12 protein-coding genes are annotated in these 14,110 nt (G+C 69.4%); 7 read left to right on the forward strand and 5 right to left on the reverse strand.

The features are described 5' to 3' along the window. The first annotated feature begins 773 nt into the window (after positions 1-773). Positions 774-1,682: a PPOX class F420-dependent oxidoreductase gene (locus ACFU8Q_RS30445; protein ID WP_384459855.1), complete on the forward strand. Its 909-nt coding sequence runs from the start codon at positions 774-776 to the stop codon at positions 1,680-1,682. Positions 1,683-2,019: 337 nt separating this feature from the next. On the opposite strand, the gene ACFU8Q_RS30450 is transcribed toward ACFU8Q_RS30445, so the two are convergent. The 4 genes from ACFU8Q_RS30450 to ACFU8Q_RS30465 form a co-directional block, all read right to left on the reverse strand. Next, positions 2,020-2,592 carry a GNAT family N-acetyltransferase gene (locus ACFU8Q_RS30450; protein WP_384459888.1) on the reverse strand — a complete coding sequence of 191 codons (573 nt, stop codon included), beginning with the start codon at positions 2,590-2,592 and terminating at the stop codon, positions 2,020-2,022. A 31-nt stretch (positions 2,593-2,623) separates the two neighbouring features. After that, positions 2,624-3,298, reverse strand: a complete 675-nt coding sequence (locus tag ACFU8Q_RS30455) for a transposase (RefSeq protein WP_384459858.1) — start codon at positions 3,296-3,298, stop codon at positions 2,624-2,626. A 209-nt stretch (positions 3,299-3,507) separates the two neighbouring features. Continuing rightward, complete coding sequence (locus ACFU8Q_RS30460; RefSeq protein ID WP_384459861.1) at positions 3,508-4,047, reverse strand: hypothetical protein; 540 nt, start codon at positions 4,045-4,047, stop codon at positions 3,508-3,510. A 28-nt stretch (positions 4,048-4,075) separates the two neighbouring features. Further along, complete coding sequence (locus ACFU8Q_RS30465; RefSeq protein WP_384459864.1) at positions 4,076-4,789, reverse strand: SDR family NAD(P)-dependent oxidoreductase; 714 nt, start codon at positions 4,787-4,789, stop codon at positions 4,076-4,078. A gap of 195 nt (positions 4,790-4,984) precedes the next feature. On the opposite strand from ACFU8Q_RS30465, the gene ACFU8Q_RS30470 reads away from it, so the two are divergent. The 4 genes from ACFU8Q_RS30470 (at position 4,985) to ACFU8Q_RS30485 (ending at position 10,699) form a co-directional block, all read left to right on the forward strand. Then, entirely contained in the window at positions 4,985-6,754 is a 1,770-nt protein-coding gene (locus ACFU8Q_RS30470; protein WP_384459867.1) for an MOSC domain-containing protein, read from the forward strand. A 206-nt stretch (positions 6,755-6,960) separates the two neighbouring features. Next, the gene (locus tag ACFU8Q_RS30475; RefSeq protein WP_384459870.1) at positions 6,961-7,656 is read left to right on the forward strand and encodes a type 1 glutamine amidotransferase domain-containing protein; all 696 of its coding nucleotides are present in this window, start codon (positions 6,961-6,963) and stop codon (positions 7,654-7,656) included. Between the two features lie 568 nt (positions 7,657-8,224). Continuing rightward, a complete protein-coding gene (locus tag ACFU8Q_RS30480; protein ID WP_384459873.1) occupies positions 8,225-8,719 on the forward strand; it encodes an NUDIX hydrolase in 495 nt (164 codons plus the stop codon). Between the two features lie 393 nt (positions 8,720-9,112). After that, a complete protein-coding gene (locus ACFU8Q_RS30485; RefSeq protein WP_384459876.1) occupies positions 9,113-10,699 on the forward strand; it encodes a hypothetical protein in 1,587 nt (528 codons plus the stop codon). Between the two features lie 429 nt (positions 10,700-11,128). On the opposite strand, the gene ACFU8Q_RS30490 is transcribed toward ACFU8Q_RS30485, so the two are convergent. Continuing rightward, a complete protein-coding gene (locus ACFU8Q_RS30490; RefSeq protein ID WP_384459879.1) occupies positions 11,129-11,896 on the reverse strand; it encodes a glucose 1-dehydrogenase in 768 nt (255 codons plus the stop codon). A gap of 172 nt (positions 11,897-12,068) precedes the next feature. Between ACFU8Q_RS30490 and ACFU8Q_RS30495 the strand changes: the two genes are divergently transcribed. Both ACFU8Q_RS30495 and ACFU8Q_RS30500 read left to right on the forward strand, forming a co-directional pair. Beyond that, positions 12,069-13,202, forward strand: coding sequence for an LLM class flavin-dependent oxidoreductase (locus tag ACFU8Q_RS30495; RefSeq protein WP_384459882.1), 1,134 nt, complete (start codon positions 12,069-12,071; stop codon positions 13,200-13,202). Next, positions 13,199-13,945, forward strand: a complete 747-nt coding sequence (locus tag ACFU8Q_RS30500; RefSeq protein WP_384459885.1) for a glucose 1-dehydrogenase — start codon at positions 13,199-13,201, stop codon at positions 13,943-13,945. Before ACFU8Q_RS30495 ends, ACFU8Q_RS30500 begins: the two co-directional genes overlap by 4 nt. Positions 13,946-14,110 lie beyond the last annotated feature (165 nt).

Consider the following 14,110-nt stretch of genomic DNA (forward strand, 5'->3'; position numbering starts at 1 on the left):
GCCCCGCACGTTGCCCCTCGCCCAGCGCCGTTACGAATTAACGACATAACCCGCTAACCAGGGCTTCATCCCACCAACCGCCGCCAAATCACTTTTTGGGAGCGGTAGCCCGCTAACCTGAGTGCTCCGATATCGCAAAGAGAGAGAAGGGCCCGTCCAGCGGTAGGCGCGATGGCCCGCCGGGTCGCCGCATGCCTCAAAGTGCCGGAGCCGGCCGCCACGGCAGCGACTCTCAGCTTTCGATCCAGGGCCGGCCTGGGGAGCTGGTGCCGCGCCAGCTCGCCGAACAGCACCACGCCCGACGCGACGCGTACGTGCTCGACGCGCTGCGGGGCGTCGACCTCGACGCCCCCCTTCCCGGTTGCTGCCTGACGGACGCTCCGTGCCGTCCCGGCCCACGAAGAAGGCCGGCGCGGTGATGTGGTCCCTCACAGGTCCCGGCCCTATATAGAGGAGACCCCCAGGCCACCGCCCGTACCCGCTCCACCTGGCCCTACATGAATCTATATCCGCAAGCATTCGTAGCCCCTCCCCTGACTTACTCGGCTGCTGGGGTAGTCCTGGGGGAGTCACCCGGTAGCGCACCAGTGGTTCTGTTCACGAGTGTCGGCTCTGGCACAACTTTTGTGGTGGAGGTCTAGGGTTGGGCTCGTGGACAGCAACCCGTGGTTCGTAGTTGAGGATCCTGAGGAGGACGGCGAGGAGCCCTGAGACTTCAACGCGGCGAGCCGACCTTCATCGAGGCCCTGCAGAGCCGGGCCGGTTCCTGGCGCATGCCGGTGGCGCATAGTAGCGTCGGTCGGCCTGAGGACGACTCATCGCTGCTGGTCCATGTCTCCCTCAGCGACACCGAGCGGCGTTTGATACTCGGCGAATGGGCGGTGCACTTCCACGGCACGCATGTGCGTGCCGGCAAGGTCCGGGACCAGCTCTTCAACCTCGACGAGACGCCCGAGCGTGGGTTCTTCCGCGCGAGTGGGACAGCGAAACAGCTCGCCAAGCAGTGCGCTGACTGGTTCGGGACTGTCCTGAGCAGACCGGTCATCCGCATGGAGTGGCTCAGCCTGGACAGCGTGTACGCGACGGGCTGGGCCTTCGCGGACACTGCACAAGCTCATTCGCGCCGGGCCGAGCGATCCGTAGCGGGAGGTGCGGCGGCAGCGCGCCTGCGAGTACCTGAACTGCAAGGCGTAGCCCTGCGCCCTGGCTTGACCTCTCAGTCGGCCAAATCCAGGTGCGGGACGATCCGGGCGGCAGATAGCTTCGCCCGAATGACAGCCATGCTGAACGATTCCGTCCGGGCGCTGCTCGATGCGCCGGTTCCCGCCGTCCTCGCCACTGTCAACCCGGACGGAAGCCCGCAGACGTCGGTGGTCTGGGTTGGCCGCGACGGTGATGACCTGCTCGTCTCCACCGCTGCCGGCCGTCGCAAGGAACGCAACCTACGCCGCGACCCCCGCGCCAGCCTGACCGTCTATGATCCGGCCGACCCGTTGCGCTACGTCGAGATACGCGGCCTCGCCACAGTCACCGAGGACACTGGCCGGGGTCTAGCGGTTGCCCTAGCCGAACAGTACGAAGGCCCCGGTGCCGGCCAGGAGTACCTCGAGCTCCCGGCAGAGGTTCTCCGTGTCGTCGTCCGTGTCAGCCCGACCAAGGTGGTCGGTACCGCGACCGCCTGACCGATCATCACGGGAGCGCCACTGCGATAGCGGGGGGCATGAAGACACCCGGAACTGTCGGTGTCCACGCGGAGAAGCGCAAGGACACCGACAGCGTCGGGTGTCTTCATGCAGGCCCGTCCGAGGGGGCCTCGGACGCGGCCGGCAGATCCGTGGTGGGCTGTCCGGCGGCAGCACGCCCGCGGGTACCGGAACCGCAAGGTGTAGCCCTGGCCCGCGTGACCTGCTTCTCAGAGGACGGTATGTAACCCTTTGTTCGGTTCGCCGTTATGTGTGGATGAGGCGCAGTGATCAGTGGTTTGGGGCGTGGCCGATACCGGGTGCCGAGCAACGTAACTCAGTGGGCGGAAACCGGCTCCGACGACGGCCGCCACTCCCGCCTGATCAGCCCGTAGACCCACGAGTCAGAGACCTCGCCGTTGACTACGCAGTCCTCCCGCAACGTCCCTTCACGCGCGAAGCCGAGCTTCTCCAGCACGCGGGCAGATGCCACGTTGCGCGTATCGGTCTCAGCTTGGACGCGATTTAGCTCCAGCGTGTCGAATGCCCACCGAAGCAAAGCGCGCGCGGCCTCAGTCGCGTAGCCGTGGCCCCACGCTGCATCGTCGAAGCAGTAGCCAAGCGAAGCGCTGCGGTAGTCCGGATTCCACCTGCTCAGGCTGCACCAGCCGATGAACGCCCCGTCGGAGACACGATCCACGGCCAGCCGCGCCCCGGTGCCCTCCTGCGCCATCTGCCGGCAAGCCGTGATGAACTTCTCGGCGCGTACGCGTTCGCTCCACGGTGGCGCGTCCCAGTAGCGCAGCACGTAGGCGCTGCTGTGCAGTGCGAAGAGGTCGTTCGCATCCGCGTCTTCGAATGCACGCAGTCGAAGGCGAGCGGTGTGCAACGAGGGAATGGGCAGCGACATACTCATGTTCCCTCCCCTGATCGGTGGCCGATCAATCAGACATCCGATGCGGGTCACTCGCAATGGGTTTTCTCGGCGGGCTGGCAGAACGACGTGTCCGCTCATCGGCGCGACCGAGCGTCTCTCCGTGTGGTTGGGAGCGGACCGCAACCGCGTACCCGAGCTCGAGGGTGCGGCAGGTGCGCCGCAGGTGGCGGGTGCCGTAGACCTCGTCGGCCGCGAGGAACGCGGCCCGTATCCCGCCGACCACCGCCCGCGTGAGCAGGGCCGCGGCGAGTTCGGGCTTGGTGGCGAGGCACACCTCCTCGGGAGCGCCGGCCAGCTCACGGCGTTCCTCGTCCCCGGCACAGTCCCTGGGCAGGTACAGAGCCCGGCCGGTCACCATGTGGCCGCGGTCGGTGGCGAAGGTGAGGTGGACGGCGACCTGGCACACCCCGACCCCCGCCCAGCGCGCCGGGGTACTGCGGGCCGGCGCCGACCGCGTCCGTGGAAGACTTCTCGTCCCCGGTCTCCTCGGCGATCGGCACACCGCACCGTCGTCCAGCACCTCCACGGCCCAGGCCGCCGTCCGCTCCAAGGCGCGCTCCTGGTCCCGGACCGCGCGGGAGAGCAGGTCCTGCAACCGGTGCGGACCCCGATGCCCGATCGCCTCGGCCGGCGTCCAGCAGTTCACGTCGTCCAAGTCCATCAGCAGGCCCTGGGCCATCTCCCGGAACGTCCGGCGGCTCTCCCGCCGCGGGAAGCAGTCGGCCACCCGGCCCATCAGGCCCTCGCACCGCTCCAGGTACTGCCCGCCGCGCTAATGTGACAGCGGCCGCCGCTCTCTGATGGGTCATGCCTCGTCGTGATCGCGACAGCGTCACCGTCTCCGAACCCGGCCTCCACCTCGCCGACCAGCGCCACCCAGATCACGAACTACAGCCGCCGTGAGAACACGGAAACCCTGCTCAGCAACCAGAACGCGCTGCTCGTGCCGACGCCGTAGGCGAGGTGGGCGGTCAGATCATCACCCAGCGTCTTGGCGTCGTATGTCCAGATGGGTTTGTAGAGTCCCGCGATCGGAAGCAACACGTATCCGCTGAGCCACACGAGCGCACCGTAGGGGAGCCCGTACAGGACGTGGGGCTTGCGCAGCGAGGCGCTGACGACGCCGTAGAAGGCCGCGTTGCCCGCTCCATAGGCCCAGTGCATGAACGTGCTGACGGGGAACGCCGCGCTGTCCGGCAGCTCGCGCAGGGTGAAGGCCTCGGCCAGGCGCTTTCCGACCTGCCCGGGATCCGGCGCCTCCTGCCAGGTGCGGACCGGGGCGAACTCCCAGTGCAGGGCGTTGTGTTCGCCGCCGGCCCGGCGCTGGCGCAGGAACCGCACGGTGTCCATGCAGACGGTGCCGATCACTCCCGCCGCCAGACCCGCACCGACAGCGCCGAGCGGAGCCAGTTGCTTGCGCGTGCGCATAGGTCGATCACTCCCGATCCCGGTACTTTCAGAAGCCGGCGCTCTGGCCGCCGTCGACGTGCAGGATCTCGCCGGTGACGAACGAGGCCTGTTCGAGGTACATGATCGCCTCGACGACGTCGTCGATCTCGCCCATTCGCCCGAGCGGGTGCAGCGCGGCGAGCGTGCCGCCCGGGTCGTCCGGGTGCATCGGAGTGCGGATGACGCCGAGTGAGACGGCGTTGGCGCGGATGCGGCGCGCCGCGTATTCGATGGCCAGCTCCTTCGTCGCGGCGACCAGGCCGCCTTTGGTCAGCGAGGCGAGCGCCGCGGGTATGCGCGCGTTGGCGCGGTCGACCAGCGACGTCGAGACGCACAAGACGTGCCCGCCGTCGCCGCCCGCGAGCATCGCGGGGATGGCGCTGCGCGTGACGTCGAAGAAGCCGCGCAGATTGACGCCGGTCACCAGGTCGTAGTCGGCGTCGGTGTAGTCGGTGAATGGTTTCTCCCGGTAGACGCCGGCGTTGTTCACCAGCGTGTCGATCCGGCCGAAGCGGTCCAGCGCCTGCTCGACGATCTGCGCACCGGTACCGGGCCGACTCAGGTCGCCGGGCACGGCGAGTACGTCCGGATCGTGCGACGAGGGGATGGACCGGGCGGTCACGACGACGGCGTACCCGCGCCTGCGGTACGCGTCGGCGACGGCCGCGCCGATGCCTTGTGAAGCACCGGTGACGATTGCCACCTTCTTCTCCGAGCTCATGGGTATGTCCAAGCTGAGGTTCTCGCGCTGGAAGTCTCCGGCTCACGGCGGGCCACACGCGGCGACGGCGCCCACCGGCTCTCACTCTACGTGTCGCCGCGCCCCGGCGCCGCGTAGAGCTCTTCGGGTGCGGTCGGCGGCCGACCGTACGACGCTGGAGGCACCGGCCTGTCGAGCGCGGGGGGAGCACAGGTCATGGCCGCTCTGATCGCCGTGAACGTCGGCATGCCCAAGGACGTCCCCTGGCACGGCAGGACCACCCACACTGGCATCTGGAAGCACCCCGTCGCCGGGCCCGTGATGGCGCGCCGCCTCAACCTGGACGGCGACGGGCAGGGTGACCTCGCCGGGCACGGCGGCGAGCAGCGTGCCGTGCTGGTCTACCAGTTGAGCTCCTATCGCCATTGGCAGGAGTACCTGAAGCGGGACGACTTCACGTACGGCCAGTTCGGCGAGAACCTCACTGTGGACGGACTCGCCGACGACGAGGTGTGCATCGGTGACCGCTACGAGATCGGCGGTGCGGTCTTCGAGGTCACCCAACCCCGCGTGACGTGCTACCGCGTGGGGTTGCGGCTCGGCGAGCCGCAGATGGCCGCCCTGCTGGTGTCCCATCGCCGCCCGGGCTTCTACATGCGGGTGCTGACTGAAGGGCGTGTGCGGGCCGGGGACGAGATCGTGAAGATCGCCTCGGGCCCCGAGGAGATGACCGTCGCGGAGATCGACGCGCTGCTCTACCTGCCCGGCCACGCCCGGCCGCAGCTCGAACGGGCCCTGCGCATCCCCGCGTTGAGCCCCGGTTGGAAGACGTCGCTGCGAGCCCTGCTCGACGACGCGGATCGCGGCTCCGGCGCCGTGGGCGGTAACCGCGGGCTGACCACCAGCGGCCCGCCGCCGGCCTGGCCCGGGTTCCGTCGGCTCGAAGTCGCCCGCATCGAGCCGGAGAGCGCGAGCATCTTCTCGCTCACTCTGGCGGCAGTTGACGGTGAGCCGCTCCCAGCCGCTCTGCCGGGGCAGTTCCTCACGGTCCGCCTGCGGCCGGACCCACAGGCCTCCCCGGTCATCCGCAACTACTCGCTCTCCGGCCGACCGGGCGCCGAGACGTACCGCATCAGTGTCAAGCAGGAGCCACACGGCGTCGCCAGCACCTACCTGCGTCAGCACGTGAAGGTGGGTGACGTTCTCGATGTCGCCGCTCCGCGCGGCACGTTCCTGCTCGCGGACGCGGACACCCCGGTCCTGCTGCTGTCCGCCGGTGTCGGTGCCACCCCGGTCCTGGCCATGCTGCACGCTCTGGCCGCGGAGCGCTCGCAGCGCGCGGTGTGGTGGCTGCACGCGGCCCGGGACGGCGAGAACCACCCGTTCGCCGGCGAAGTGCGCGCACTGCTCTCCCAGCTGCCCGCAGGCCGGTCGTTCGTCTCCTACAGCCGTCCGTCCGTCGTCGACCGCCCAGGTGTCGACTACACGGTCAGTGGGCGGTTCAGTCCCGAGCGGATCCGCAGCCTGGAGCCGCCTCCGGACGCCGACGCCTACATCTGCGGGCCGAGCGCGTTCATGCGGGACATGACCGGAGCCCTGGAGGCCTGCGGCCTGCCGTCCTCCCGGATCCGCACCGAGGTCTTCGGGGCCACGTCCGCCGTCACCCCCGGTGTGGTGACCGGATCTGCCCGGGCACCGCACCAGCCGGCCGCTCCTCCCGGCGGCCGCCCGGGGCCGTCCGTAGCCTTCGCGCGCAGCGGGCTGATCGTCCCCTGGCACCGTGACTACGGGACGCTGCTCGGACTCGCCGAGGCGTGCGACGTGCCCGTGCGCTGGTCCTGCCGCACCGGAATCTGTCACACCTGCGAGACCGCGCTTCTCTCCGGCCACGTCGAGTACGCCCCGCAGCCTCTGGAGCCCCCCGCCGGAGGAAGCGCGCTCATCTGCTGTTCGACGCCCCCGGCCGACGTGGTCCTGGACATGTGACCGGATGCGTCCGTGGCCGAGGGTGCCACCGCCGACGGCGCGATACGCGTCCAAGGCCGTCGACGGAGCACCGGGTTGCGCGCGGTCGGCGCGGCTGCCTAGCGTGGTTGCGTGGGAAGGGGGGAGAAAACCGGCGGGGCGGGTCGGTTTCGCGGGGCATCCCGCCGAAGCCGCTCCTGGCATGCGTCCGAGAGGGGATTTCTCCCATGGCAAAAGTGCTTTTCATCGTCAGCGGAGCCACCTACTGGGTCCTGAAGGACGGCACGCGGCACGCGACCGGCTACTGGGCCGAGGAGTTCGCGAACCCGTACAAGATCCTCACGGACGCCGGTCACGAGGTCGTCGTCGCGACGCCGAACGGTGTGACGCCGACCGTCGACATGATGAGCCTGCGCCCCGAGATGGTCGGCGGAAACGACAGCGCCCTGGAGCTGGAGGCCATCATCCGTTCCGCGGAGGTGATCCGTCGACCGCTGCAGCTGTCGGACGTGCGCCTGGAGGACTACGACGCGGTCTACCTGCCGGGCGGTCACGGTCCGATGGCGGACCTGGCGTGGGACGCCGACGTGGGGCGGCTGCTGACCCAGCAGTTGGCCTCGGGCAACCCGCTGTTCATCGTCTGTCACGGTCCCGCCGCGATGCTGGCCACCAGGATCCACGGTGAGTCGCCGTTCAAGGGCTACAACATCACCTGCTTCACCGACGAGGAGGAGGACCGCGTCGGACTGGCCTCCAGGGTGCCGTGGCTGCTGGAGACCGACGTGAAGGCGAAGGTCGGGGTCAACTTCAGCCGTGGTCCGATCTGGGAGCCCTACGTGGTCGAGGACCGCAACCTGGTGACCGGACAGAACCCGGCCTCGGCCGCGGTCCTCGGGAACCGGATGCTGGAGATCCTCAAGTGACCTGTCCTGGAGCGATCCGGCCCAGGCACGCGCCCGCGTCGCAGGACGTCGGGCGCGTGGCGTTCCGAGCGAAAGGGCCATAACGATGGAAGCGACGGTTGCCCAGGCTCTGCTGGATCGGCCCATGGCTGCTGCTGCGGCTACTCGTCCTGCCACCGCCCCGGCGCGACGCAGAGCACGTCCTGCACTGGTCCAGCTGGCGCCGACACCACCAGCACCGAGCCCGAACCTGCCACCTCGCCTGGCACGCCTACGCCGACACAACGCCCTGACCAGCGACAACACCACCCAGATCACGAACTACAGCAACCGTGTGCCAAGCACCGTTTTCAGAGGGCGGTACCTGAGGTGATGCCCGGTCTGGCCTTTCGGTTGGGCTGGGCAGGCTGGTTGGGCGTACGGATGGAACGTCAGTTCCTGCTGGTCCGGACACCCCGAAGCTGTGGGCGGTTATCGACGCGGTTGCCTTCCGCCGGATCGAGTCGAAGCCGGCCGCCCCGAAGGAACCCCCTCGTTGATCGATTCCAAGGGATCGTGCAGTTCGCGGGCCGGCGGATAGCCTGCCCGGATGTCTTCGTTGAATCTGCGTCACTCGGTCCGGGCGGTCGTTCTCGACGAGAACGACCGCATCCTGCTGTGTCGCTTCGCCATTCCAGAGCCGGCTGGCACGGTCGTTTGGGCAGCTCCCGGCGGAGGCGTCGAGCGCGACGAGACAGCACTTGCCGCGCTTCGCCGCGAACTGCATGAAGAGGTAGGGCTTAAGGTCGATACAGACCCGCCGCACGTATGGCACCAGCAGGTCGTCGCACCCGGACACGCCGCAGGCTACGACGGCGTGGTCAATGACTACTTCCTGGTCCGCACCACCTCGTTCCATCCCCGAGGCGCGATGTCCGACGACGAGCTCGCCGCCGAGAACATCGACGGCTTCCGCTGGTGGCAGCTGAGAGACATCGCCGACTACCGCGGTTCCGAGCTGTTCTCGCCCCGCGATCTCGCCTCACCGCTGGCGGCACTGATCGCCGGTGGGGTTCCGGGCAGACCGGTGTCGCTCGGCCTGTGAACCCGGCACCCGACCTCATTCGACGCAGGCCGCCGATGACGAAGGACGCGAAGCGTAAAATCGTTCCGTGACGACGCGGCATGGCGCTGCTTCGCCTGCTTCGAGTGCTCGGCCGCCCACTTCTGCTGCGCTCTTTTGCCATCAATGCCTGCCTACGTCGAACGTGTCCCTGTGTCGAACGTTTTAACGGAGTGTTGGGCAGTTCCTCACGTTATGCAAGGATTCGCGTGCGAGCAGAGCACGCCGGGCCTGCCCGTTCCCCAGGGGGCGATCGGCTTCATCCCCGATGATGGGACAGCCCGGGGCAACCGATCGAGCAACGCTGGGAGTACGCACATGGCGGTGGAGGCCGGCACACGGCAGGAAGAACGCGTCGCAGGAAGGGTATGGACGGTGCGCCTGGACCCCCACGGCCGCCCCTCCTCCGGCGCGGTAAGACTTTCCTGCTCCCGCCCGGCCTGCGCCGAGCAGCGCGTCCCCGGCGGCGCCACTGCGGGGCGCAAGGCCGCAATCGACCACGTCAACATCCATCTGGCCTTCATCCGCTCGGGCGGCGGGCCGCGCGGCGAGGCGTGGTGCGCCTGCCGCGCCGCCGGTTGCGCCTGGCACACCCCCGACCCCGCCGCCGGGCGGCATGGCGGTACGCACCCGGCGACGGGGACAGTGCGGTGCGCCGGCCCGGTGGTCCTGACGGTGTACGCGGACCGTGCCGGAAGACTGTGGCGGATCGCGGAGACATGCGCGCGCTGCGCTGCCGCGACCCCCGACTGCCGGGTCCTGGACACCGCCCCGCCCCCATCCCACACCACCCAGACGACGGACCGGCCTGCGGGGAACCCGACCAATGGGCGGGAGCCCGCCCCCGGCGCGACCGGGAACCGAGCGGCGGTGTTCTCCGACCACAGTCCCTCCCGCGCTGCCGACGCCCCCTCTTCCCCGGCCACGAGGACCACGCCGCTCCTCCATGCCCGCACTGCCGCACCGGCCACAGCGTCCCGGCAGGCGAAGCGGAGGGGGAAGATCGCCCAGCGGGTCGTGCCGCATGACCTCGAGCCCGACGTCCTGCGGGTGGAACTCATCGACCTCGGGGATGCGTTCCGCGCCTACCAGCAGCGCCCCGAACCCGACCTCGCTCTCCTGGCCGAGCTCCACGAGCGCAAGGCCCGCGCGTTCGCCCTTTGGGCCGACGTCACCGGCGACGGTTCCCTGCGCCACGAGGCGAAACGCGCCGAGAAGGCCGCGCAGACCACCCGCGAGATGCACGCCAACCGTGGCGGCCCAGCGGTCGGCGACGCGGCGAGCGGCAACGAGCCGGTGGTGGAACGGCTGCTGACACGGGGCCAGGCCGAGCACGCCCGCGCCATGCTGGACTACGTCACCGCCCACGCCCCGTACCCCGAGGCCGAGGTGCGCCTTGCAGTCCTCATGCTCACCCTGCGGGCCGCGCGCGCCGGCACCGGGAACATCACCGGCCAGGACCTCGCCGGCTGGCTCCAAGGCGATGCCGAGCGGGTGCTTCAGCAACTGGTCGCGGCTGACTGGCTGCGCCTGCCCGACACCGTCGCCGACGTGATGGCCTCCCGGTCCGAGGACCCCACCGCCATCACCGTCCCCACCCTGCTGCCGGAACAGCCCCGCCCGTTCGACTTCGGCAAGACCACCCGCGCGAGGATCTCCGGCTGGGCCCAGAAAGTCGTGGGTGACCGGAAGATCCGCAAGAAGAAACTGGGCGCCACCACCCGGCTCCTGGCCCTGTACACCGCCGCGCACACTCGCCCCGACGGACACCTCGGGCGCACCGAGGACGGCGGGCTGGACCTGGACCAGGTCGCTGCGTTCTGCACCCTGCCCCCCGACCAGGTCGCCGCGCACGCCGAACTCCTGGTCACCGCCGACTGGCTCACCGAAGCCGACACCACCGGAGAACGGCTGCGCGGACAACTCACCGAGCGCACCCTGCCGCTGGGCGGGCTGCTTTAACACGCCAGGACCACCATGCCAGGCGTCAGGCCACGCCGAAGGGCCTCGCCCCTCGACTGGCTCAGTGCAGTGGCCTGACGCCTCCGGCTGGGGTGTCGGGCCAACTGCGTTTCACCCCCCGATCCGTATGACGACGAAGGGTCCGCCTCCCCACCGTTCTTACCGGGTCAGCCCAGTCCTCCGAGACGCAGTCGTTGCCCGGCTCGAACTTCTGGGGGAATCCGGATCCGCTGGATTGTCTCTTTGGGAACCTCGCCGTTCCTTGGCAGGGTCCGCAGCCCTCCTCGCCGTGCCCGGAGGCGCAAACCGGGCAGGGGTTCCGGTCGGTGAGACGAAGCTGCGTGACCGCACCGAAGAGTGCGATAAGGAGGCTCACCGCGGATCGGCCGAATCTGTCCGGCCCGCGGCTGGGCGCGGCCGAAGCCCGCGTCACCTCCCGGCGAGCCGCTGCACCGTAGGGCCCGTGGTCCACCCACCGTCCACGGCCAGCTCGGCACCCGTGATGTACGAGGCGGCGTCCGACAGCAGGAAGACGACGGCCTCCGCGATCTCCGGGGCCTCGCCGACCCTGCCCATGGGGGTGTTCGGGTACTTTCCCTCGCCCCGTTCGATGCCGACATCGGCGGTCATCGGGGTGTATGTCATGCCCGGATGCACCGAATTGACGCGGATCCTCGCCGTACCCAGCTCCACCGCGCCGACTTTGGTCAGCCCGCGCACGCCCCACTTGGCGGCTCCGTATCCAGCGGTCATCGCCAGGCCCATCAGGCCCGCCGACGAGGAGACGTTGACGATCGAGCCACCCCCTCGCCCCTTCATGAGCGGGATCACGCTGCGCATGCCAATGAAGACACCGGTGAGGTCGATGTCGAGGACCCGGCGGAAGTCCTCGACCGACTGCTCTTCGAGCCGGTGGGAACCGCCGGAAACACCCGCGTTGTTGACGAGCCCGTCGACGGTGCCGAACTCGGCGACCGTAAAGTCCACCACCCGGCGCCAATCCGTCTCGGAGGTGACGTCGTGCCGGACGAACCGGGCAGCCTCCCCAAGCTTCTCGGCGGCGATCCGGCCCTCCTCCTGAAGCACGTCGGTGAGCACCACTTGGGCGCCGGCCTCGACGGCCACCCGGCCTGCCTCCGCACCCAGCCCGCGTGCCGCACCGGTGATGATCACTGTCCTGCCCTGAAGATCCGCCATCGATGACTTCTCCCCTGCTCGCGACGCCTACGGCGCAAGGACCGTACGTTGCCCCGTTCTGGAACAGAACTCCGTTCTCCCGCTGAGTGGGAGCGGATCCCGGACGCCCTCCCCGCCCTCGGTGTATTACTGCTAGATATATTCCGAACAGAAATACTATCGAGGAGCCGCCGTGAAGTTTTCGATGATCTTCGAAGCGCAGATCGCGGACCCGACCCCCGAGCGGGAGCGCCAGGTCTTCCACGACTGCGTCGAACAGGCCGTCCTGGCCGAGAAGATGGGATTCGACCGAATCTGGGCGGTCGAGCACCACGCGCTGACGCAGTACGCACACATGAGCGCATCCGAGGTGTTCCTCGCCTGGGTGGCGGCGCGGACTTCCCGCATACGCATCGGCCACGGCGTGGTCACCATGCCCTTCGGCTATCAGCACCCGGTGCGGGTTGCCGAGCGCGCCGCCATGCTGGACGTGCTGACCGGCGGGCGCGTCGACATCGGCGCCGGCCGCGGCGCCACCAAGCAGGAGATGTCCATGTACGGGGTCCAGCCCGAGGACACCTACCCTCAGATGGAGGAGGCGCTGAGGATCTTCAGCAACGCCTGGCGCGAGGAGCAGTTCGAGTGGCACGGGTCGATCGACATCGGTCCCGGAGCCGTCCTGCCCCGCCCCTTCCAGACTCCGCACCCGCCGCTGTTCATGGCATGCAGCAAGCACGACACCCTCGAGCTCGCCGCCGAACTGGGCATCGGCGCCCTGGTGCTGGGCTTCGCCGGCGCCGACGACATCCAGGAGATGCGCAAGATCTACGACGAGGCCATCGCTACCCGCAGCGGCGACCGGTTCGTCTCCACCGAGGTCAACAACCACTTCTCCGCGCTCTGCCCGACAATCGTGCTGGACGACGCCGAGCGGGCGTACCGGATCGGGACCCGCGGGCAGCGGTTCTTCGCCGAGTCCATCGCCCACTGGTACGGCAACGGCCCCGCGCCCACCGGGTACGAGGAGAGCGAGGACCATGTGGCCGCCATGGAACGGGACCGCGAGCTACTGGTCGCCAAGCTGCACGAGGCGAATGTCCCTGTCCGTCCCGCCGACACGGGCCAGTTCAACGCCAAGCACGCCTACGGCACCGCCGAGACCGCCATCGCCTACGTCGAGCAGTTGCGGCAGATCGGCGTCGACGAAGTCATGTGCCTGATTCAGATGGGCACCGTGCCCCAAGAGGCGTGCATGGAGACCATCCGCCAGTGGGGCGAGACAGTCATCCCCCACTTCCGCGACCTCGAGAAGGAGTCCGTGGCATGACGCGGCGGCTCGACGGCAGGACGGTTGTCGTCACCGGCGCGGGCCGCGGTCAAGGCGCCGCCGAGGCACGGCTGTTCGCGGAGGCCGGCGCCCGCGTCGTGCTCACCGACGTGCGGGAGGAGGAGGGCCGCTCGGTTGCCAAGGATCTCGGCGACCAGGGGCTGTTCGTCGTCCACGACGTGACCGACGCGACCGGCTGGCACCACGTCGTCCGGGCCGGCGTCGATGCCTTCGGTCGGATCGACGCGCTGGTCAACAACGCGGCGTTGTGGCGCACCGCGCCGATCGAGGAGGACACCGAGGAGAATCTGCTGCGGCTGCTACGGGTGAACCTCGTCGGCCCGTTCCTCGGCATCCAGGCCGTCGTCCCCGCGATGCGCACCACCGGCGACGGCGGGTCGATCGTCAACATCTCCTCTACCGCCGGCCTGGTCGGCATCGAAGGCCACGCCTCCTACGGGGCGACCAAGTTCGGCCTGCGCGGGCTCACCAAGTCCGCGGCCCTGGACCTGGCCCCGCACCGCATCCGGGTCAACTCCGTCCACCCCGGCGCGATCGACACCCCCATGGTCGCAGGTGCGCTCGGCCCGGACGCCGGGGAGCGGGACTGGCCGAACGTGCCGCTGCGCCGGATGGGCCGTCCCGAGGAGGTCGCGGAGCTCGTCCTGTACCTGGTCTCGGACGCCTCGGCGTACGTCACCGGCGCCGAGTTCGCCGTCGACGGCGGGCTGACGGCCAAGTGAACGACCCCCTCACCCCACGCGCCCGAAGGTTCGCCGACGCTCTGTCGGCGGGCTTCCCGGATCCCGCCCTCGGCCCCGTCGAGCCGGCGGCGTTCCGGCAGGCCGCGCAGGCCGGGACCCGGTCGCGGCCGGTCCGTGAGCTGCCCCGCGTCACCGGCCGGTCCG

Origin of the sequence: Streptomyces sp. NPDC057543, from assembly GCF_042801895.1 — a bacterium.
In the GTDB taxonomy this organism is placed as follows: Bacteria; Actinomycetota; Actinomycetes; order Streptomycetales; family Streptomycetaceae; genus Streptomyces.

Coding starts and splice junctions, on each gene's coding strand:
- ACFU8Q_RS30445 (WP_384459855.1), top strand. CDS start 774: ATGCCGGTGGCGCATAGTAGCGTCGGTCGGCCTGAGGACGACTCATCG.
- ACFU8Q_RS30450 (WP_384459888.1), bottom strand. CDS start 2,592: ATGTCGCTGCCCATTCCCTCGTTGCACACCGCTCGCCTTCGACTGCGT.
- ACFU8Q_RS30455 (WP_384459858.1), bottom strand. CDS start 3,298: ATGGCCCAGGGCCTGCTGATGGACTTGGACGACGTGAACTGCTGGACG.
- ACFU8Q_RS30460 (WP_384459861.1), bottom strand. CDS start 4,047: ATGCGCACGCGCAAGCAACTGGCTCCGCTCGGCGCTGTCGGTGCGGGT.
- ACFU8Q_RS30465 (WP_384459864.1), bottom strand. CDS start 4,789: ATGAGCTCGGAGAAGAAGGTGGCAATCGTCACCGGTGCTTCACAAGGC.
- ACFU8Q_RS30470 (WP_384459867.1), top strand. CDS start 4,985: ATGGCCGCTCTGATCGCCGTGAACGTCGGCATGCCCAAGGACGTCCCC.
- ACFU8Q_RS30475 (WP_384459870.1), top strand. CDS start 6,961: ATGGCAAAAGTGCTTTTCATCGTCAGCGGAGCCACCTACTGGGTCCTG.
- ACFU8Q_RS30480 (WP_384459873.1), top strand. CDS start 8,225: ATGTCTTCGTTGAATCTGCGTCACTCGGTCCGGGCGGTCGTTCTCGAC.
- ACFU8Q_RS30490 (WP_384459879.1), bottom strand. CDS start 11,896: ATGGCGGATCTTCAGGGCAGGACAGTGATCATCACCGGTGCGGCACGC.
- ACFU8Q_RS30500 (WP_384459885.1), top strand. CDS start 13,199: ATGACGCGGCGGCTCGACGGCAGGACGGTTGTCGTCACCGGCGCGGGC.